The organism is Pseudooceanicola sp. NS-SX9, from assembly GCF_057380705.1.
In genome coordinates, this window is record NZ_CM170818.1 from 606,043 (window position 1) to 623,428 (window position 17,386).

The 17,386-nt window shown below is 67.5% G+C and carries 16 protein-coding genes and 1 other RNA gene; 9 read left to right on the forward strand and 8 right to left on the reverse strand.

Features of this window, described 5'->3' with window-relative positions:
- Positions 1-63 precede the first annotated feature (63 nt).
- Entirely contained in the window at positions 64-1,128 is a 1,065-nt protein-coding gene (gene pheS / locus AC2ITM_RS02900) for a phenylalanine--tRNA ligase subunit alpha (protein WP_486468339.1), read from the forward strand.
- A gap of 175 nt (positions 1,129-1,303) precedes the next feature.
- Entirely contained in the window at positions 1,304-3,703 is a 2,400-nt protein-coding gene (gene pheT, locus AC2ITM_RS02905) for a phenylalanine--tRNA ligase subunit beta (protein WP_486468340.1), read from the forward strand.
- 181 nt (positions 3,704-3,884) lie between these two features.
- Here pheT and AC2ITM_RS02910 read toward each other — a convergent pair whose 3' ends face one another.
- On the reverse strand, positions 3,885-4,580 hold the full coding sequence (locus AC2ITM_RS02910) for a glutathione S-transferase family protein (RefSeq protein ID WP_486468341.1): 696 nt from the start codon (positions 4,578-4,580) through the stop codon (positions 3,885-3,887).
- 138 nt (positions 4,581-4,718) lie between these two features.
- Here AC2ITM_RS02910 and mscL point away from each other — a divergent pair, with 138 nt between their 5' ends.
- Positions 4,719-5,162, forward strand: a complete 444-nt coding sequence (mscL, locus tag AC2ITM_RS02915) for a large conductance mechanosensitive channel protein MscL (protein WP_486468342.1) — start codon at positions 4,719-4,721, stop codon at positions 5,160-5,162.
- A gap of 119 nt (positions 5,163-5,281) precedes the next feature.
- On the forward strand, positions 5,282-5,734 hold the full coding sequence (locus tag AC2ITM_RS02920) for an Lrp/AsnC family transcriptional regulator (protein ID WP_486468343.1): 453 nt from the start codon (positions 5,282-5,284) through the stop codon (positions 5,732-5,734).
- A gap of 103 nt (positions 5,735-5,837) precedes the next feature.
- Here AC2ITM_RS02920 and rpsU read toward each other — a convergent pair whose 3' ends face one another.
- Entirely contained in the window at positions 5,838-6,044 is a 207-nt protein-coding gene (gene rpsU, locus AC2ITM_RS02925) for a 30S ribosomal protein S21 (RefSeq protein WP_486468344.1), read from the reverse strand.
- A 142-nt stretch (positions 6,045-6,186) separates the two neighbouring features.
- Here rpsU and AC2ITM_RS02930 point away from each other — a divergent pair, with 142 nt between their 5' ends.
- Positions 6,187-6,888, forward strand: a complete 702-nt coding sequence (locus AC2ITM_RS02930; protein WP_486468345.1) for a COQ9 family protein — start codon at positions 6,187-6,189, stop codon at positions 6,886-6,888.
- Positions 6,889-6,993: 105 nt separating this feature from the next.
- On the forward strand, positions 6,994-7,971 hold the full coding sequence (locus AC2ITM_RS02935) for an NAD(P)H-quinone oxidoreductase (protein WP_486468346.1): 978 nt from the start codon (positions 6,994-6,996) through the stop codon (positions 7,969-7,971).
- Here AC2ITM_RS02935 and AC2ITM_RS02940 read toward each other — a convergent pair.
- Positions 7,968-8,606: a ribonuclease T2 family protein gene (locus AC2ITM_RS02940; protein ID WP_486468347.1), complete on the reverse strand. Its 639-nt coding sequence runs from the start codon at positions 8,604-8,606 to the stop codon at positions 7,968-7,970. The two genes, AC2ITM_RS02935 and AC2ITM_RS02940, sit on opposite strands and share 4 nt — an antisense overlap.
- A gap of 137 nt (positions 8,607-8,743) precedes the next feature.
- On the opposite strand from AC2ITM_RS02940, the gene AC2ITM_RS02945 reads away from it, so the two are divergent.
- Both AC2ITM_RS02945 and AC2ITM_RS02950 read left to right on the forward strand, forming a co-directional pair.
- On the forward strand, positions 8,744-9,505 hold the full coding sequence (locus tag AC2ITM_RS02945) for a DUF1013 domain-containing protein (protein ID WP_486468348.1): 762 nt from the start codon (positions 8,744-8,746) through the stop codon (positions 9,503-9,505).
- Between the two features lie 222 nt (positions 9,506-9,727).
- On the forward strand, positions 9,728-10,876 hold the full coding sequence (locus tag AC2ITM_RS02950) for an FAD-dependent oxidoreductase (RefSeq protein WP_486468349.1): 1,149 nt from the start codon (positions 9,728-9,730) through the stop codon (positions 10,874-10,876).
- Between the two features lie 125 nt (positions 10,877-11,001).
- Here the strand turns inward: AC2ITM_RS02950 and recR are convergent, their stop codons facing one another.
- The 5 genes from recR to AC2ITM_RS02975 form a co-directional block, all read right to left on the reverse strand.
- Positions 11,002-11,595 (reverse strand): recombination mediator RecR, encoded by a 594-nt coding sequence (gene recR, locus AC2ITM_RS02955; RefSeq protein ID WP_486468350.1) that lies wholly within the window; start codon positions 11,593-11,595, stop codon positions 11,002-11,004.
- A 5-nt stretch (positions 11,596-11,600) separates the two neighbouring features.
- Positions 11,601-11,945: a YbaB/EbfC family nucleoid-associated protein gene (locus AC2ITM_RS02960; RefSeq protein ID WP_486468351.1), complete on the reverse strand. Its 345-nt coding sequence runs from the start codon at positions 11,943-11,945 to the stop codon at positions 11,601-11,603.
- Between the two features lie 92 nt (positions 11,946-12,037).
- The gene (locus tag AC2ITM_RS02965) at positions 12,038-13,834 is read right to left on the reverse strand and encodes a DNA polymerase III subunit gamma/tau (RefSeq protein WP_486468352.1); all 1,797 of its coding nucleotides are present in this window, start codon (positions 13,832-13,834) and stop codon (positions 12,038-12,040) included.
- A gap of 233 nt (positions 13,835-14,067) precedes the next feature.
- Positions 14,068-14,166: signal recognition particle sRNA small type (ffs, locus tag AC2ITM_RS02970), an RNA gene on the reverse strand.
- A gap of 122 nt (positions 14,167-14,288) precedes the next feature.
- Positions 14,289-16,262: a bifunctional 2',3'-cyclic-nucleotide 2'-phosphodiesterase/3'-nucleotidase gene (locus tag AC2ITM_RS02975; protein WP_486468353.1), complete on the reverse strand. Its 1,974-nt coding sequence runs from the start codon at positions 16,260-16,262 to the stop codon at positions 14,289-14,291.
- A gap of 196 nt (positions 16,263-16,458) precedes the next feature.
- Between AC2ITM_RS02975 and nudC the strand changes: the two genes are divergently transcribed.
- Positions 16,459-17,382 carry an NAD(+) diphosphatase gene (nudC, locus tag AC2ITM_RS02980; protein ID WP_486468354.1) on the forward strand — a complete coding sequence of 308 codons (924 nt, stop codon included), beginning with the start codon at positions 16,459-16,461 and terminating at the stop codon, positions 17,380-17,382.
- The last annotated feature ends 4 nt before the right edge of the window (positions 17,383-17,386 follow it).

Sequence of the window (17,386 nt, forward strand, 5' to 3'; positions counted from 1 at the left end):
GCTTCTTGTCTTTCAGGGCCCGCTTTCGTAGCAGGGTGGCAAACCGGAGCAGGAGTGGATCGGATGGACGATCTGAAGACGAAGTACCTTTCGGCGATTGCGGACGCCTCGGACGAGGGCGCGCTGGAAGAGCTGCGGGTGCAGGCCGTCGGCAAGAAGGGCGAGATCAGCCTGAAGATGCGCGAGCTGGGCAAGATGACCCCGGAAGAGCGCCAGCTGATGGGCCCGCAGCTGAACGCCCTGAAGGACGAGATCAACTCGGCCCTGGCGGCCAAGAAGGCGGCGCTGTCGGATGCGGCGCTGGATGCGCGCCTGCGTGCGGAATGGCTGGACGTGACGCTGCCCGTGCGCCCCGGCCGCACCGGCACCATCCACCCCGTCTCCCAGGTCTGGGAGGAATGCACCGCGATCTTCGCCGACATGGGCTTTGCCGTGGCCGAAGGGCCGCAGGTGGAAACCGACTGGTACAATTTCGACGCGCTGAACATCCCCGGCCACCACCCCGCGCGGGCCGAGATGGACACCTTCTACATGCACCGCGCGGAAGGCGATGACCGGGCGCCGCATGTGCTGCGCACGCACACCAGCCCGGTGCAGATCCGCTCGATGGAAAAGCTGGGCGCGCCGATGCGCATCATCTGCCCGGGCCGCGTCTACCGCGCCGATTACGACCAGACCCACACCCCGATGTTCCACCAGGTCGAGGGCCTTGCCATCGGCAAGGACATCTCGATGGCGAACCTGAAATGGGTGCTGGAGGAATTCTTCTCGGCCTATTTCGGCACCAAGGTGAAGACCCGCTTCCGCGCCTCGCACTTCCCCTTCACCGAACCCTCGGCCGAGGTCGACATCCAGTGCTCGTGGGAGAACGGCACGGTGAAAGTCGGCGAAGGCGACGGCTGGCTGGAGGTCCTGGGCTCAGGCATGGTGCATCCCAAGGTGCTGCAGGCCGGCGGGATCGACCCGAACGAATGGCAGGGCTTTGCCTTCGGCATGGGGATCGACCGGATCGCGATGCTGAAATACGGCATCCCCGACCTGCGTGCCTTCTTCGACAGCGACCTGCGCTGGCTGCGCCACTACGGCTTCAGCGCGCTGCAGGTGCCGACGATCCGCGGCGGCATCTGAGGCCCGCGGCCCGGTCCCGAAGGGGGCCGGGTGCCCATCCTGTGCGCGCGCGTCCCGGGATCCGCCCGGGGATGCCGCCTGCAGACCGGACCCGCGCCCGGCTGCCCTGATCCGAGACATCAAACCCTAGCCGGGCGACGCCGCCTGCCGCGCCTGACGCCTGAAGGACTGACACATGAAATTCACGCTTTCCTGGCTGAAAGACCATCTTGAGACCGAAGCCTCGCTGGATCAGATCCTCGAGGCGCTGACCGACCTCGGCCTGGAGGTCGAGGGCGTCGAGGATCCCACAGCGAAGCTGAAGGGCTTCACCGTCGCGAAGATCCTCGAGGCCGAGCAGCACCCCGATGCCGACAAGCTGCGGGTCTGCAAGGTCCTCTCGGACGAGGGCGAGACGCAGATCGTCTGCGGAGCCCCGAACGCGCGCGCCGGCATCACCGTCGTCCTGGCAAAGCCCGGCACCTATATTCCCGGCCTCGACATCACCATCTCGGTCGGCAAGATCCGCGGTGTCGAAAGCTTTGGCATGATGGCCTCCGAGCGCGAGCTGGAGCTGTCGGACGAGCATAACGGCATCCTCGAGCTGGACAGCGGCGAGGTGGGGCAGGATTTTGCCGCATGGCTAGCCGCCAACCGTCCCGCCCTGGCCGACCCGGTGATCGAGATCGCCATCACCCCGAACCGTCCCGACGCCCTGGGTGTGCGCGGCGTGGCGCGCGACCTGGCGGCCCGGGGCCTTGGCACGCTGAAGCCGATGCCCGCCTATGCGCTGACCGAGACCGCCGGCCCCTGCCCGGTGGGCGTGACCATCGACGACAGCGCCAGGGACGGCTGCCATGTCTTCGCCGGTCGCCTGATCAAGGGCGTGAAGAACGGCCCCAGCCCCGAATGGCTGCAGCAAAAGCTGCGTGCCGTGGGCCTGCGGCCGATCTCGGCGCTGGTCGATGTGACGAACTTCTTCACCTATGACCTGAACCGCCCGCTGCACGTCTTTGACGCGGCCAAGGTGACGGGCGATCTGGTGATCCACCGCGCCCGGGGCGGCGAAGAGCTGCTGGCGCTCGACGAGAAGACCTACACGATCCCCGCGGGCGTGCTGGTGATCTCGGACGACAAGGGCGTGGAAAGCATCGGCGGCATCATGGGCGGCGAGGTCTCGGGCTGCTCGGACGAGACGACGGATGTCTTCGTCGAGGCGGCCTTCTGGGACTATATCTCGATCGCGGAAGGCGGCCGGGCGCTGAAGATCAACTCGGACGCGCGCTATCGCAATGAACGCGGCATCGACCCGGCCTTCAACATGGAGGCGCTGGACCGCGCCTGCGCGATGATCGTCGATCTGTGCGGCGGCGAAGTGACCGGCACGGTCGTGGCAGGGGCGGTGCCCGACGTGTCGCGCGCCTATCGCCTGGACACCGATCGCTGCTCGTCGCTGGTGGGGATGCAGATCCCGGCCGAGGAACAGCGCGCCACGCTGGAACGCCTGGGCTTCGTGATGGATGGCGACATGGCGCAGGTGCCCTCCTGGCGCCCCGACGTGCTGGGCGAGGCCGACCTGGTGGAAGAGGTGGCGCGCATGGCCTCGCTGTCGAACCTGCAGCCGCAGCCGATGGCACGGATGCTGCCCGGCGTGCCGAAGCCGATCCTGACCCCTATGCAGAAGCGCGAGCAGGTGGCCCGGCGCACCGCGGCGGCGCTTGGCTACAACGAATGCGTGACCTACAGCTTCATCGACCAGGCAACGGCGGCGATCTTTGGCGGCGGCGATGACGCGACCATGGTGGCCAACCCGATCTCCTCCGAGATGAGCCACATGCGCCCCGATCTGCTGGCGGGCCTGCTGCAGGCCGCGGCCCGCAACCAGGCGCGCGGCATGGCCGACATGGCCCTGTTCGAGGTCGGCACCGCCTTCACCGGCGGCGAGCCCGGCCAGCAGCACCTGCAGGTCACCGGCCTGCTGGTCGGCCAGACCGGTCCGAAGGATGTCCACGGCGCGTCCCGCGCGGTCGACGTCTTCGACGCCAAGGCCGATGTCGAGGCGGTCCTTGCCGCGATCGGCGCGCCCGCCAAGGTGCAGATCCTGCGCGATGGCGCCGCCTGGTTCCACCCGGGCCGCCATGGCCGCATCTGCCTCGGTCCCAAGAAGATGCTGGCCGTCTTCGGCGAGATCCACCCGAAGGTGCTGGCGCAGCTTGACGTGAAGGGCCCCGCCGTGGGCTTCACCATCTGGCCGGAAGAGATCCCGCTGCCGCGCAATGCCTCGGCCTCGAAGGGCGCGGTGCTGCTCAATGACCTGCAGCCGGTCGAGCGCGACTTTGCCTTCGTCGTCGATGCCTCGGTCGAGGCGCTGACGCTGGTCAATGCCGCGGCCGGTGCCGACAAGGCCCTGATCACCGACGTCCGCGTTTTCGACGAGTTCATTGGCGGCTCTCTGGGCGAGGGCAAGAAGAGCCTTGCGATCACCGTGCGCCTGCAGCCGCAGGACGCGACGCTGAAGGAAAAGGACATCGAGGCGATCGGCGCCAAGATCGTCGAGAAGGTCACCAAGGCCACCGGCGGCACGCTGCGCGGCTGAGGGACGGGGTCGGACGCTCTCTCCCGTTCCGGGAGAGACGCCCCGCCCACCGTCCCGCACCCCGGCGGTTCTTTCATCTGACCGGAAATACCCCCGCCGGAGGCGCACGGTTCCGACGGGCGATCCCGTAACGAAAAGGGCGGCCCCCCTGGGGCCGCCCTTTCTGATCCTGCCGCCGCGATCAGCCGCGCGGCGGGATGTTCTTGGCCTTCTCGACCGCCGGGCGGGCATAGAAGCGGTCGACATAGGGCTGCAGATTGGCGAAATCGCTCCAGCCCAGGACCTCCCGGGCCTCGTAGAAGGCGGTGGCGTTCAGCCAGGGCGCGATGGCGATATCGGCGATCGAGAACGCGCCCGTCACCCAGTCGCGGCCCTCAAGCTGGGTGTTGATCACGTTCAGCAGGCGCTTGCCCTCGGTGATGAAGCGTTCGCGCGGGCGGGGATCCTCGATCTCCTTGCCGGCGAACTTGTAGAAATAGCCCAGCTGGCCCAGCATCGGCCCCAGCCCGCCCATCTGCCACATCAGCCATTTCAGCACCTCGTAGCGCGCCGCGCCCGAGGCCGGCAGCAGCTTGCCGGACTTGTCGGCGAGGTAGATCAGGATGGCGCCGCTCTCGAACAGCTCGACGACCTCGCCATTCGGGCCATGGGGGTCGATGATCGCCGGGATCTTGTTGTTCGGCGACAGCGACAGGAATTCCGGGCTGCGCACGAAGGCATCGCCCAGCGGCACGGTATGCGCCTCGTAGGGCAAGCCCATTTCCTCCAGCGCGATCGAGACCTTCACGCCGTTCGGCGTCGGGAAGGAATAAAGCTGGATCGCATCCGGGTTCTGCGCCGGCCATTTCGAGGTGATCGGGTAATCATCGGGGAACATCGCGGTCTCCTGCAGTCGTTTGACGCGATATAAGCGCCGCTTCGCCCGCTCCGCGAGGGCAGTCGCGGCAAAACTGGCTTTGTCCCCGCACCAATGCAGATAAAAGATGCAGGTGACACACGTAAAAAGGGGGTCATCATGCTGAAGGAATTTCGCGCCTTCATCGCCAAGGGCAATGTGCTGGACATGGCGGTGGGCATCATCATCGGGGCGGCCTTTACCGCCATCGTGAAATCCATGGTCTCGGACCTGCTGAACCCGGTGCTGGGGCTGGTGACGGGGGGCTTGGATTTCTCGAATCATTACCTGCTGCTGGCGGGGCAGGGGCCTTATGACAGCCTGGCTGCGGCACGCGATGCGGGGGCGGTGGTCTTTGCCTATGGCTCTTTCCTGTCGGCGGTGATCAACTTCCTGCTGGTGGCCTTCGTGGTCTTCGTGCTGGTGCGCTACGTGAACCGCCTGAAGGACAGCGTCCTGCGCGAGGAAAAGGCCGCCCCCGCCGAGGAAAAGCCCGCCGGTCCCACCCAGCTTGACGTGCTGCTGGAAATCCGCGACGCGCTGAAGAAAGAGCCCCAGATCTGAGGCCCCGGCCATCGGGGGGCTGGTCATTTCCGCGGGGATGGCGCAAGGATCTTGCCCGACTCTGCCCCTGTGCGCGCGGTTTCGCGCGTAGAGGCCCCGATACAGGACGGACCTGCCCCTTGGACCAGATCGACCGCGCCATCCTGCGCGTGCTTCAGAAGGACGGCCGCATTTCGAATGCGGATCTCTCGGACAGGGTGGGCCTGTCGCAATCGGCCTGCCACCGCCGCGTCCAGCGGCTGGAAAAGGACGGGATGATCAAGAACTACGTGGCGATGCTGGATGCCCGCAAGATGCAGCTGGCCACCACCGTCTTCGTCGAGATCGGCCTGTCGGGCCAGGCGGATGAACTGCTTGAGGCCTTCGAGACCGCCGTCGCCCGGGTGCCCGAGATCCTGGAATGCCACCTGATGGCGGGCACGGCCGATTACCTGCTGAAGGTCGTGGCCGAAAGCTCGGAGGATTTTGCCCGCATCCACCGCCAGTCGCTGGCGCGGCTGCCCGGGGTGCAAAGGATGCAGAGTTCCTTCGCGCTGCGCACCGTCTTCAAGACCACGGCGCTGCCGGTCTGACCCCCGAAAAAGCGAAGACCCCCGGGGCGTGCCGCGGGGGTCGTCCATTTTCTTCATGTTCGTTCCGAAGGAAATGCCCTTCGAAAAGGCCGGCGGCCGGGTCTTAGAGGAGACCTTCGCGCTGAGCTTTCTTCCGTGCCAGCTTGCGGCTACGGCGTACGGCTTCTGCCTTCTCGCGCGCTTTCTTTTCAGACGGCTTCTCGAAATGCTGCTTGAGCTTCATTTCACGGAAAACGCCTTCGCGCTGGAGCTTCTTCTTCAGGGCGCGGAGCGCCTGATCGACGTTGTTGTCGCGAACAGAGACCTGCATGTGGTTGTCACCACCTTCCTAGGTTAGAGTTGTCAGATAGTGCAGGAGGTGGCCGTATAGCAGCCATCGCCCTAGTTGTCCAGACGGAAGCCCTGCGCTGTCGCGGGGACCGTCACGAACCGGTCGCAAAGGAGTCATCGTCATGAGCAACGAACACCAGACGTCCGAAGGAGCCCCCGGCGCCCGCGAGGCCATGCTGGAAGCGGCGCTGATGCATGTGCCCTTCGATGGCTGGAGCGAAACCAGCCTGCGCGCGGCTGCCGCCGATGCGGGGATCAGCCTTGAGGCCGCCCGCGCGATGTTCCCGCGCGGTGCCATCGACATGGCGCTGGCCTATCACCACCAGGGCGATGCCGAGATGGTGGCCCGCGTGCAGGCCGAGGACATGGAGGGGATGCGATTCGCCGACAAGGTGGCCCGCGCCATCGAGATCCGGCTGGAGATCGCCGACCGCGAGCTGGTGCGCCGCGGTACCACGCTGTTCGCGCTGCCGCATCACGCGGCCGACGGGGCGAAGGCGGTCTGGGGCACGGCGGATGCGATCTGGACCGTGCTGGGCGATACATCCGAGGATGTGAACTGGTACACCAAGCGGATGACGCTGTCGGGGGTCTATTCGGCCACCGTGCTGTACTGGCTGGGAGACGACAGCCTGGACGGCCATGCGACGCGGGAATTCCTGGCCCGCCGGCTGGAGGGCGTGATGCGATTCGAGAAGGTGAAGGGGCGGGTCTCGGCCTCGCCTCTGGGGCGGCTGCTGGAGGCGCCGCTGGGCCTGCTGGCGCGGGTGAAGGCACCGAAGGGGGCGTCGGATCTGCCGGGCTCCGTAGGGCGCGGGGCATAAGGCCCGGGCGGATTGCCCGGTGACCTCTGTCGGGATGCCTCCGGCGGAGGTATTTGAAACAAGAAAATGATTAGGGGCGGGCGCGGCCTGCCCGGGGGACTTTTGATGCGTGTGATCGAGATTTCGAGGGCCGGCGGGCCCGAGGTTCTGGTGCCGGCCGAGCGGGATCTGCCGCAGCCCGGCCCGGGTGAGGTGCGGATTGCGGTGGCCTTTGCCGGGGTGAACCGGCCCGATGCGCTGCAGCGTGCGGGGGCCTATGATCCGCCGCCCGGGGCGTCGGACCTGCCGGGGCTGGAGGCCTCGGGGACGGTGGTCGCGGTGGGGCAGGGGGTGCCCGAGGGCGCGCTTGGGGCGCAGGTCTGTGCGCTGCTGCCGGGCGGCGGCTATGCCGAAGCGGTCGTGACGCCCTGGGCGCATTGCCTGCCGGTGCCCGCGGGGATGGGGCTGAAGGCGGCCGCCTGCCTGCCCGAGACCTTCTTCACCGTCTGGGAGAACGTCTTTCGCCGCGGGGCGCTGAAGGGGGGCGAGGCCTTTCTGGTGCATGGCGGGACCTCGGGGATCGGCACGACGGCGATCCAGCTGGCCAGGGCCTTCGGGGCGCGGGTTTTCGCGACCGCCGGCAGTGCCGAGAAATGCGCCGCCTGCCTGGCGCTGGGGGCCGAGCGGGCGATCAACTACCGCGAGGAGGATTTCGTCGAGGTGCTGAAGGCCGAGGGCGGTGTCGATCTGGTGCTGGACATGGTGGGCGGCAGCTACATCCCGCGTGACATCCGGGTGCTGAAGCCTGACGGGCGGCTGGTGATGATCGCCTTCCTGGGCGGGCCCAAGGCCGAGGTGAACTTTGCCCAGGTGATGATGAAGCGTCTGCAGGTCACCGGGTCCACGCTGCGCGCCCAGTCCGACCAGGCCAAGGCCGAGATCGCCGAGGAACTGCGCACCCATGTCTGGCCGCTGCTGGAGGCGGGCCGCGTGGCGCCGCTGATCGACAGCACCTATCCGCTGGATCAGGCGGCCCGGGCCCATGCGCGGATGGAGAGCTCGGCCCATGTGGGCAAGATCGTGCTGGAGGTCGCGGGCGCCTAGCGGATCGCGTCGAACTGGGCCTGGTGCAGGGGGCAGTCGCGCGCCACGTCCGGGGCGCAGTCGCGGAACTGCAGGTCGCGGGTCAGGCAGATCCGGGCCTCGCGGATGCGGCCGTCGGTGCAGGTGATGGTGATCGCCCCGGGACCCATCCCGGGGTTGTCCGCCATGAAGGCCGATTCCAGCAGCTTTGGCGACAGCCGGGCGTCGCGGGTCATCTGCTCGATCAGGGTGGGGGGCGTGACGCGGGCATAGGCCTTGCGGGCAAGGGCGAAATAGTCCGGCGCTGACAGGCCCGTGCAGCGGCCGTGGGTCTTCCATTCATGGGAGGCCAGGGCCGTGGTGCCCATGACCGGCTCCATCTGCTTCAGCTGTCGGGCCGTGGGGCCGGGCTGCGTGGCCGGGCAGTCGCGGGGATAGCCCTTTTCGTATTGCGGCCAGAGCCCGTGCAGGATCCAGCCCAGGTCGCGCCCCGGGGCACATTGCGCCGATCCCTTCGCATGGCCCCCGGCGGCGCACCATCCGGGCGACCAGGACAGCGACAGGACGTAATAGTCGAAGTCTCGGGGCTGCTGGGCCTCGGCCCCCCAGGCGGGGGCAAAGACGATGAAAGCCAGTCCCAGAAGGGCCTTGCGCATTCCGCTCTTCCAATTTGCACCTTCCGCGACTATATACGGACCAAGTTCCCCGACAACGGAAACCTGCATCGCCCGGCGATGCCGCCTCGGCCCTCAAGCCAGGCAGCGGGGAAGCTGTAGCTTTTAAGGAGTGCGACATGCAGGGCAAACCGATCATGGCGAAGGCCACCGCGGTCTGGCTGGTGGACAACACGACGATGACCTTCAAGCAGATCGCCGATTTCACCGGCATGCACGAGCTTGAAGTCCAGGGCATCGCCGACGGTGATGTGGCGGCCGGCGTCAAGGGCTTTGACCCGATCGCCAACAACCAGCTGACCCAGGAAGAGATCGACAAGGCCGAGAAGAACCCGCTTCACAAGCTGAAGCTCAAGTTCAACCCCTCGGCCGTGGGCGAGGAAAAGCGCCGTGGCCCGCGCTACACGCCGCTGTCGAAACGCCAGGACCGTCCGAACTCGATCCTGTGGCTGGTGAAATTCCACCCCGAGCTGACCGACGGCCAGATCGCCAAGCTGGTGGGCACCACCAAGCCGACGATCCAGTCCATCCGCGAGCGGACCCACTGGAACATCGGTTCCATGCAGCCGATCGACCCGGTGGCCCTGGGTCTGTGCAAGCAGAGCGAGCTGGACGCGGCGGTGCAGAAGGCCGCGGCGCAGCGCGCCCGCGACGGCCAGGCGATGACCGATGACGAACGCCGCAAGCTGCTGTCGACCGAACAAAGCCTGGGCATGGAAGCCGAACCGCGCATGCCCACTGCCATCGAAGGCCTGGAGACCTTCTCGTTCTCGTCGTCGAACGACGACGAGGAAGAGGACAGCCATGGCGACCTGCTGGATGCCGACAGCTTCTTCAACCTGCCGAAATCCACCGAGGACGAGGACGAGGACGAGCGCTGATCGCGCCGGCCGAATCGTCAAAACATCTGGCCCCGCGACGCGAGTCGCGGGGTCTTTCATGCCCGGGATGAGGGCGTCCGGTGCAATCTGCGGTCGTGCAGCCCAGGGCGGTCCTGCGCCTGCGACTGTAAGTGCACCTTGCGGACCGGCTTGGCGGTTGCCATGGTCGACCGGATCGTTCACCGTCCCGCTGGTACGATAATCGGTCGAAGGGGGTCACCAATGCACATCGCCGTCATCGGGGCCGGGATGATCGGCGCCGCGGCTGCCAGGCATCTGGCGCTGATGGGACAGCAGGTGACCCTGGTGGGCCCTGCGGAACCCGGCGACGTGATGCGCCACGAAGGCCCCTTTGGCAGCCATTACGATGCCGGCCGGATCACCCGTCAGCTGGATCCGCTGCTGTTCTGGTCACGGGCCTCGCGGGCTTCGATCGCGCGCTATCGTGACCTGGAGGCCGAGACCGGCATCACCTTCTTCAACGAGGTGGGCTCGCTGATGGCGGGCCCGGTGGGGTCGGCGCAGATGCTGGGGCTGGAGGCGACGCGCCGCCGTGATCACATCCAGGCCGAGGTTCTGGACATCGCCGCCCTGGCCGAACGGTTCCCCTATCTGCGCTTCGATCCCGGCACCCAGGCGTTTCACGAGGCCACCCGCTCCGGCACGATCAACCCCCGCGCCATGGTTGCCGCCCAGTGCCGGGCGGCCGAGGCCCACGGTGCCCGGTTGCTGCGCGGGGTGGTCGAGGACATCGACGAAAGCGCCGAGGGCGTGATCCTGCGCCTGGCCAGCGGCAGCGTGCTCGAGGCCGACCGGGCCCTTCTGGCCACCGGCGCCTTCACCCGGATGCTGACGGGGGCGCTGCTGCCGTTCAGTGTCTTCGCCCGCACCTCGGTGCTGTTCCGCATCCCCACAGCCGAGGTCGCGCGCCTGGAGGGCATGCCCGCGCTGATCAGCCTGCTGCCCGGCGGCGAGGACCCCTACCTGTTGCCGCCGCTGGCCTATCCCGACGGCGGTCATTACCTGAAGATGGGCGGCGGGCGCACGGATCACGCGCTGCATTCGCACCAGGATCTGCTCGACTGGTACCGCTCCGACGGCAATGGCCGCGCCGCCCAGGAGATCGAGGACCTGCTGCATGAACGCCTGCCGGGCATCCGGGTCGAAGACCGCTCGACGCTGCCCTGCTCGACCACCTACACCCCCGAGGTGACGCCGCATTACAAGCCGCTCTCGACCCGCGTCTTCACTGCCTTCGGCGGCTGCGGCCGGGCGGCCAAGAACTCGGACGAGCTGGGCCGCCTCGGCGCGCTTCTGGTCTGCGACGCCCCCTGGCCGGCCTGGGCCACGGAAACCCACGCCGCCGCCTGATCCTTGCATTTTCTTGTGTCAAATACCTCGGGGGGGTCTCCGCAGGAGACGGGGGCAGAGCCCCCAAACCCGGTGCCCCCAACCCCAGTGCCTCCAAACCCGGAGCTTCCTGCGACCGCGCCGCTTCAGATCTCGCGCCGGGCGCGCAGCGCCGCCTGGATCGTCCCGTCGTCCAGGTAATCCAGCTCGCCGCCCACCGGCACCCCCTGCGCCAGCGAGGTCAGGCGCACCTTTCCCTCCAGCTGGTCGGCGATGTAATGGGCCGTGGTCTGGCCATCGACATTGGCATTCAGCGCCAGGATCACCTCGCGCAGGCCCTCGTCCGCCACCCGTCCCAGCAGGGCGGGAATGCGCAGGTCCTCGGGGCCTACGTGGTCCAGCGCGCTCAGCGTGCCGCCCAGAACGTGATAGCGTCCCTTGAAGGCGCCGCCGCGTTCCATCGCCCACAGATCCGCGACATCCTCGACGACGCACAGCTCGCCGGTCTCGCGCCGCGGATCCAGGCACAGATCGCACAGCGACCCGCTGCAGATGTTGCCGCAGCGGTCGCATTCGCGCACCGTCGCGGCCACCTGCTGCATCAGGTCCGCAAGCGGGATCAGCAGCAGCTCGCGCTTGCGCACCAGCTGCAGCACCGCCCGCCGGGCCGAGCGGGGCCCAAGCCCCGGCAGGCGCGCCATCATCTGGATCAGCGCCTCGATGTCCCCGCCCGCGGCCATGTTGCTCAGAACGGCATCTTGAAATCGGCCGGCAGGCCCAGGCCCTCGGTGATCTTGGCCATCTCCTGCTGGGCGCGCTCGGCGGCACGGGCCTGCGCATCCTTGATGGCGGCCAGGATCAGGTCCTCGACCACTTCCTTTTCATCCGGATCGAAGATCGAGGGATCGATGTCGAGGCTCTTCAGTTCGCCCTTTGCCGAGGAAACCGCCTTGACCAGGCCCGCCCCGCTTTCGCCGGTGACGGTGATGTCGTGCAGGTCGTCCTGCAACTGCGCCATCTTTTCCTGCATCTCCTTGGCGGCCTTCATCATCTTGGCCATGTCGCCCATCTGTCCGAGGCCCTTGAACATCCGTGTCTCTCCTGTTTTGCCGGCCTGGCCGGTCCTGAAACGTTAACCGGTCATATCGCCCCGGCGGGCGGTGCCTGCAAGGGGCGGGGGGCTCATTCGTCCTCGAACGGGTCCCATTCGTCCTCGACCTCGGGCAGGGCCTCGGCCTCGGCCTTGGCGGCGATCGCCTCGCGGCTCAGGACATGGGTGATCTCGGCCTTGGGGAAGGCCGCCAGGATCGCCTGCACCATCGGATGGGCGGCGGCCTCGGCCTTCATCGCCAGCTCCTTGGCGTCGCGTTTCTCGGCGATTGTCGTGTCGCCCTCGCCATTGCCGATGATCACCGCCCAACGGGCGTTCGTCCATTGCTGCAGCCGCGCGCCCAGCCGCTGTGCCAGATCGCGCGGGGCGCCCTCGGCGGGGGTGAACTCGATCCGGCCGGGGCGATAGGACAGCAGGCGCACGCCGGTCTCGACCTCGACCAGTAGCTTGACGTCGCGATTGTCGCGGATCAGCTGGACGACGTGCTCGAAGGTGGGAAAGTGCGCCAGCGCCTGTTCCAGTTCCTCGGCGCGCAGTGCCGATCCCTGTGCACCGCTGCCGCCCGTGCGGGCCGAGGCATAGGCCTGCCCGCCGCCCGCCGCAGGGGCCTCCGCGCGCCCCGCGGACATCGCGAGCCCGCCACCGGGAGCGCCCGCGCCGCGGGGCATCCCACCACCCGGCCCGTCGGGCGGACGCGGTGCATCCTGCAGCCGGCGCACCAGCTCCTCGGGCGAGGGCAGTTCGCTCACATGGGTCAGCCGGATCACCGCCATTTCGGCCGCCATCATGGCATTCGGGGCGGTTGCGATCTCGTCCAGGGCCTTCAGCAGCATCTGCCACATGCGGGTCAGGATGCGCATTCCCAGCTGCTGGGCCAGGGCCACGCCGCGGGCGCGTTCATCGGGGCCGATGGTGGGGTCTTCGGCGGCATCGGGGGTGATCTTGACCACGCTGACCCAGTGGGTGATCTCCGACAGGTCGCGCAGCACCGCCAGCGGATCGGCACCATCGGCATATTGCGCCGAAAGTTCGGTCAGGGCGCCGGCGGCATCACCACGTAGGATCATCTCGAAGAGGTCGAGGACCCGGCCGCGGTCCGCCAGCCCCAGCATGGCGCGGACCTGATCGGCGGTGGTTTCGCCTGCGCCGTGGGAAATCGCCTGATCGAGGAGCGAGGTCGCGTCGCGGGCGGATCCTTCGGCGGCGCGGGTGATCAGCGCCAGTGCGTCATCGGTGATTTCGGCGTGCTCTTTGGTGGCGATCTTGCGCAGCAGTGCGATCATCACCTCGGGCTCGATCCGGCGCAGGTCGAAGCGCTGGCAGCGCGACAGCACCGTGACGGGCACCTTGCGGATTTCCGTGGTGGCGAAGATGAACTTCACATGGGCGGGCGGTTCCTCGAGCGTCTTGAGCAGCGCGTTGAAGGCGCTGGTCGAGAGCATGTGGACCTCGTCGATGATGTAGATCTTGTAGCGTGCCGAGGCGGCGCGGTAGTTCACGCTGTCGATGATCTCGCGGATGTCGTTGACCGAGGTGTTGGAGGCCGCGTCCATCTCCATCACGTCGACATGGCGGCCTTCCATGATGGCGCGGCAATGTTCGCACTGGCCGCAGGGTTCGGTGGTGGGCCCGCCCGCGCCATCGGGGCCGATGCAGTTCATCCCCTTGGCGATGATCCGCGCGGTGGTGGTCTTCCCGGTGCCGCGGATGCCGGTCATGATGAAGGCCTGGGCGATGCGGTCGGCGGCGAAGGCGTTCTTCAGCGTGCGCACCATGGCATCCTGGCCGACGAGATCGGCGAAGGTCTCGGGCCGGTATTTCCGGGCAAGGACCTGGTAGGGGCCGGAGGCGGGGGCGCTGTCGGACATCGGGCTTCTTTCGGATTCGGAGCTTCGGGGCGAAGGTACTGGTCCCTTGGGCGGGCGTAAACCTGTGGCTTCGGGGACGGGAGCGGCGCTCGTGCGCCTGCGGCGCACATCGCCCCGCCCACCGTCCCGTCAGGGGGTGTGGGGGGTGTTTTGGCGTGGGGAGGGTGCCCGCTTGCACGGTTTCTGCGAAACCATGCTGCCGGGCGGCGCGCATTCGCTGTGCGAAAGCGCTGGAGTGAGAGATTGGACATCGACCCAAGCGGGACTCGTTACGGCTGCTTCCTTCCGGACCTGACCGGGTTGGCGAGGCGCTCGCCCGCGCCAACCTCTCGAGAAGCGATATAGGCGAGGGCGCGGCGCATTGCAACCCGTGGAAACGCCGCGCCCGGGCGGGCGCGGCGGCCTCCGGCGGAGGTATTTTCCGACAAGAAAATGGAGGCGGTCCGTCCCCGCGTCAGAGCGTCATGCGGTAGAGGGCGAAGCCGTCCTGGCCCTGGCCCGCGGGTTCGATCCTGACCGTGGTGATCGTATCCGCGTATTTCGCGGCGCCCGGGCCCGACTGGAAGAGGACCGTGGTGCCAGGCATCGGTTTGAAGGTCCAGTTGTTGTCGGCCTTGGGGTCGATCGTGCCCTTCTCGACGATGTAGCGCACGATGATGTCGCGGTTGGTGTCGGGGCCTTCGAAGATCACCGTGTCGCCCATGGCGCCGGGGAAATGGCCGCCGCCCGAGGCGCGGTAGTTGTTGGTGGCCACCACGAAGGCCATGTCATCGGTCACGGGCTGGCCCTGATAGGCGAGGTTGACGATGCGGCTTTCGGAGGAGACCTCCTTTCCATCGGCGTCGTAGCGTTCGGGTTTCGACAGGTCGATCTGGTAGGTCACCCCGTCGATGACGTCGAAATTGTAGCTGGGGAAGCTGTCGGACAGCAGCTGGGCATCCTGCGCCCCGGGCTGGATCTGGTTGAACATTCCCGCCGAGCGGTCGAGCCAGCCGCGCAGCTGCGCCCCCGAGACCTTCACCGCGCGGATCGTGTTCGGGTAGAGGTAGAGATCGGCGACGTTCTTGATCGCGACCGGGCCCACGGGAACCTCGGTGTAGTAGTCCGGGCCGCCGCGGCCGCCGGCCTTGAAGGGTGCGCCCGCCGACAGCAGCGGCAGATCCGCATGGGGCGTGCCCTGCAGCATCTGGCGGATGTACCAGCTTTGCGCCTCGGTCACGATTTGGATCGAGGGATCGTCGGCCACCAGGGCAAAGTAGGAATGCAGCGGCGTTGCCGTCTTGCCGACGGGGCGGCGGATGTAGTCGAGGGTCTGTTCGTGTTCGGGGCGGATGGCGTCCTGCACGAAGGCGGTGCTTTCCACCAGCGGCGTGATCGAGCGGTCGGCCTCGCGCTTGTAGATCGGGCGGGCCTCGGTTTCGGCGGCGACGACGCGCCAGTCGGAGCCGTCACGTTCCAGCAGCAGGTCGATGAGCCCCATGTGCGAGCCCCAGAAACCGCCCATCACCGCGGGCTTGCCGTGGATCGTGCCCTTTTCCGCGTCGACGGCGGCGAAGCCGGTGAAGGTGGGCGAGGGGAAGACCAGGTGCGAATGTCCGGTCAGCACCGCGTCGATGCCGTCGATCGCGGCCAGCGGCACCGAGGCGTTCTCCATCCCGTCTTCGTGGTTGGCGGAGCCGATGCCGGAATGCGACAGGGCGATGATGACCTCGGCGCCCTCTTCCTTCATCTGCGGGATGTAGGCGCGGGCGGTGTCGACGATGTCGCGGGCCTGGACATTGCCTTCCAGGTTCTTGCGGTCCCAGTTCATCACCTGCGGCGGCACGAAGCCGATCAGGCCGATGCGGATCGGCTGTTCCGAGCCATCGCCCAGCGTGACCTTGCGGTCGAGGATCACGTAAGGGGGCAGCAGCGTCTTGTCGCCGGTGGGATTGGCGGCCATCTCCTTGACGATATTGGCGGAAATCACCGGGAAATTGGCGCCCGCCACAGATTTCATCAAGAAATCAAGGCCATAGTTGAATTCGTGATTGCCCAGGGTCGAGGCCTCGTAACCCAGGGTGTTCATCGCCTTGATGACGGGATGCATGTCGCCGTCCTTCATGCCGCGCTCGTAGGCGATGTAGTCGCCCATCGGGTTGCCCTGCAGGAAGTCGCCGTTGTCGATCAGCAGCGTGTTGGTGGCCTCGGCGCGGATCGCCTCGATGCGGGTGGCGGTGCGGGCCAGGCCCACCGTGTCGTCGGGCTTGTCGCTGTAGTAGTTGTACGGGAAAACGTGGACGTGAAGGTCCGTCGTCTCGAGGATGCGCAGATGCGCCTGCTGGGCGGCGGCATTGGCAGAGAAGGGATGCAGTGTCAGCAAGGACGCCCCGGCAATCGTCCCGCCCAGGAAGCCCCGGCGGGACAGGCTTGTGGTGGATCTGGTCATGTGTGTCTCCCCATTTCTTGACCCAGGCGTCAAGGATCGCAATATCTCGTGACGCTCGCATAACGGTTTTTGCGTGACGTGGCGGCGTGGCGCCCCGGATCGGACACGCGGACGTTCCCCGCTGCCCGGAGTTTCGGCATTGCCCTTGGTTCCGGGGCGGGGCAGGGTCGCGGCGAAACGGGAAATGAGGCAGGGCATGACCATCGCGATCGCGGCAGAGGTGACATTCGGCGGATCTGATCTGGACCGGGCGGCGCAGCTGCGCGGCGGCGTGCTGCCGGTCGGGGCGCAGGGGCTTTTGTTCTGGCGCGGATCGCTGCTGGTGCAGCAGGACCTGTCGGCGCTGGCCTTGCTGCCCGCCGATCACCCCGCCTTCGCCGAGGCCCGCCCGGACGAGACGCTGTTTCTGGGGCAGGCCGGGGGGCAGGCGTTCTTTGCCCGCGACATCTCGGGCTGGCAGCCGTCTGAAACCGAGGGGCTGCCGACCCATCCTGCCTTTCCGGCGGGCACGGTGCTGGCGGATCTGCGGCAGGTGATGCACGGCCTGACGCCCCTGCAGGCGGAACTGGCGGCCATCGCCAAGGGGCTTTACGCTTGGCACGGCACCCATCGCTTCTGCGCCCGCTGCGGCCAGCCGTCCGAGGTGGTGCAATCGGGCTGGCAGCGCAGTTGCCCGGCCTGTGGTGGCCAGCATTTCCCGCGCACCGATCCGGTGGTCATCATGCTGATCACCCGCGGCAACCGGGTGCTGCTGGGGCGCTCTCATGTCTGGCCCGAGGGGATGTATTCGATGCCCGCAGGTTTCGTCGAACCGGGCGAGACCATCGAGGCCGCCGTTCGCCGCGAGGTGCTGGAGGAAACCGCGATCCCCGTCGGCGCCGTCGACTACCTGCTGTGCCAGCCCTGGCCCTTCCCGAATTCGCTGATGTTCGCCTGCCAGGGCGAGGCGCTTGGCGATGCGATCACCGTCGATCCGGTCGAGCTGGAGGACGCGCTGTGGCTGACGCGCGAAGATCTGGCGCAGGTCATGCAGGGTGCCCATGCGACGATCCGCGCGCCGCGGCCCGGCTCGGTTGCGGAATTCGTCCTCAGAAACTGGCTTGCGGACAAGCTGCGTTGACGCT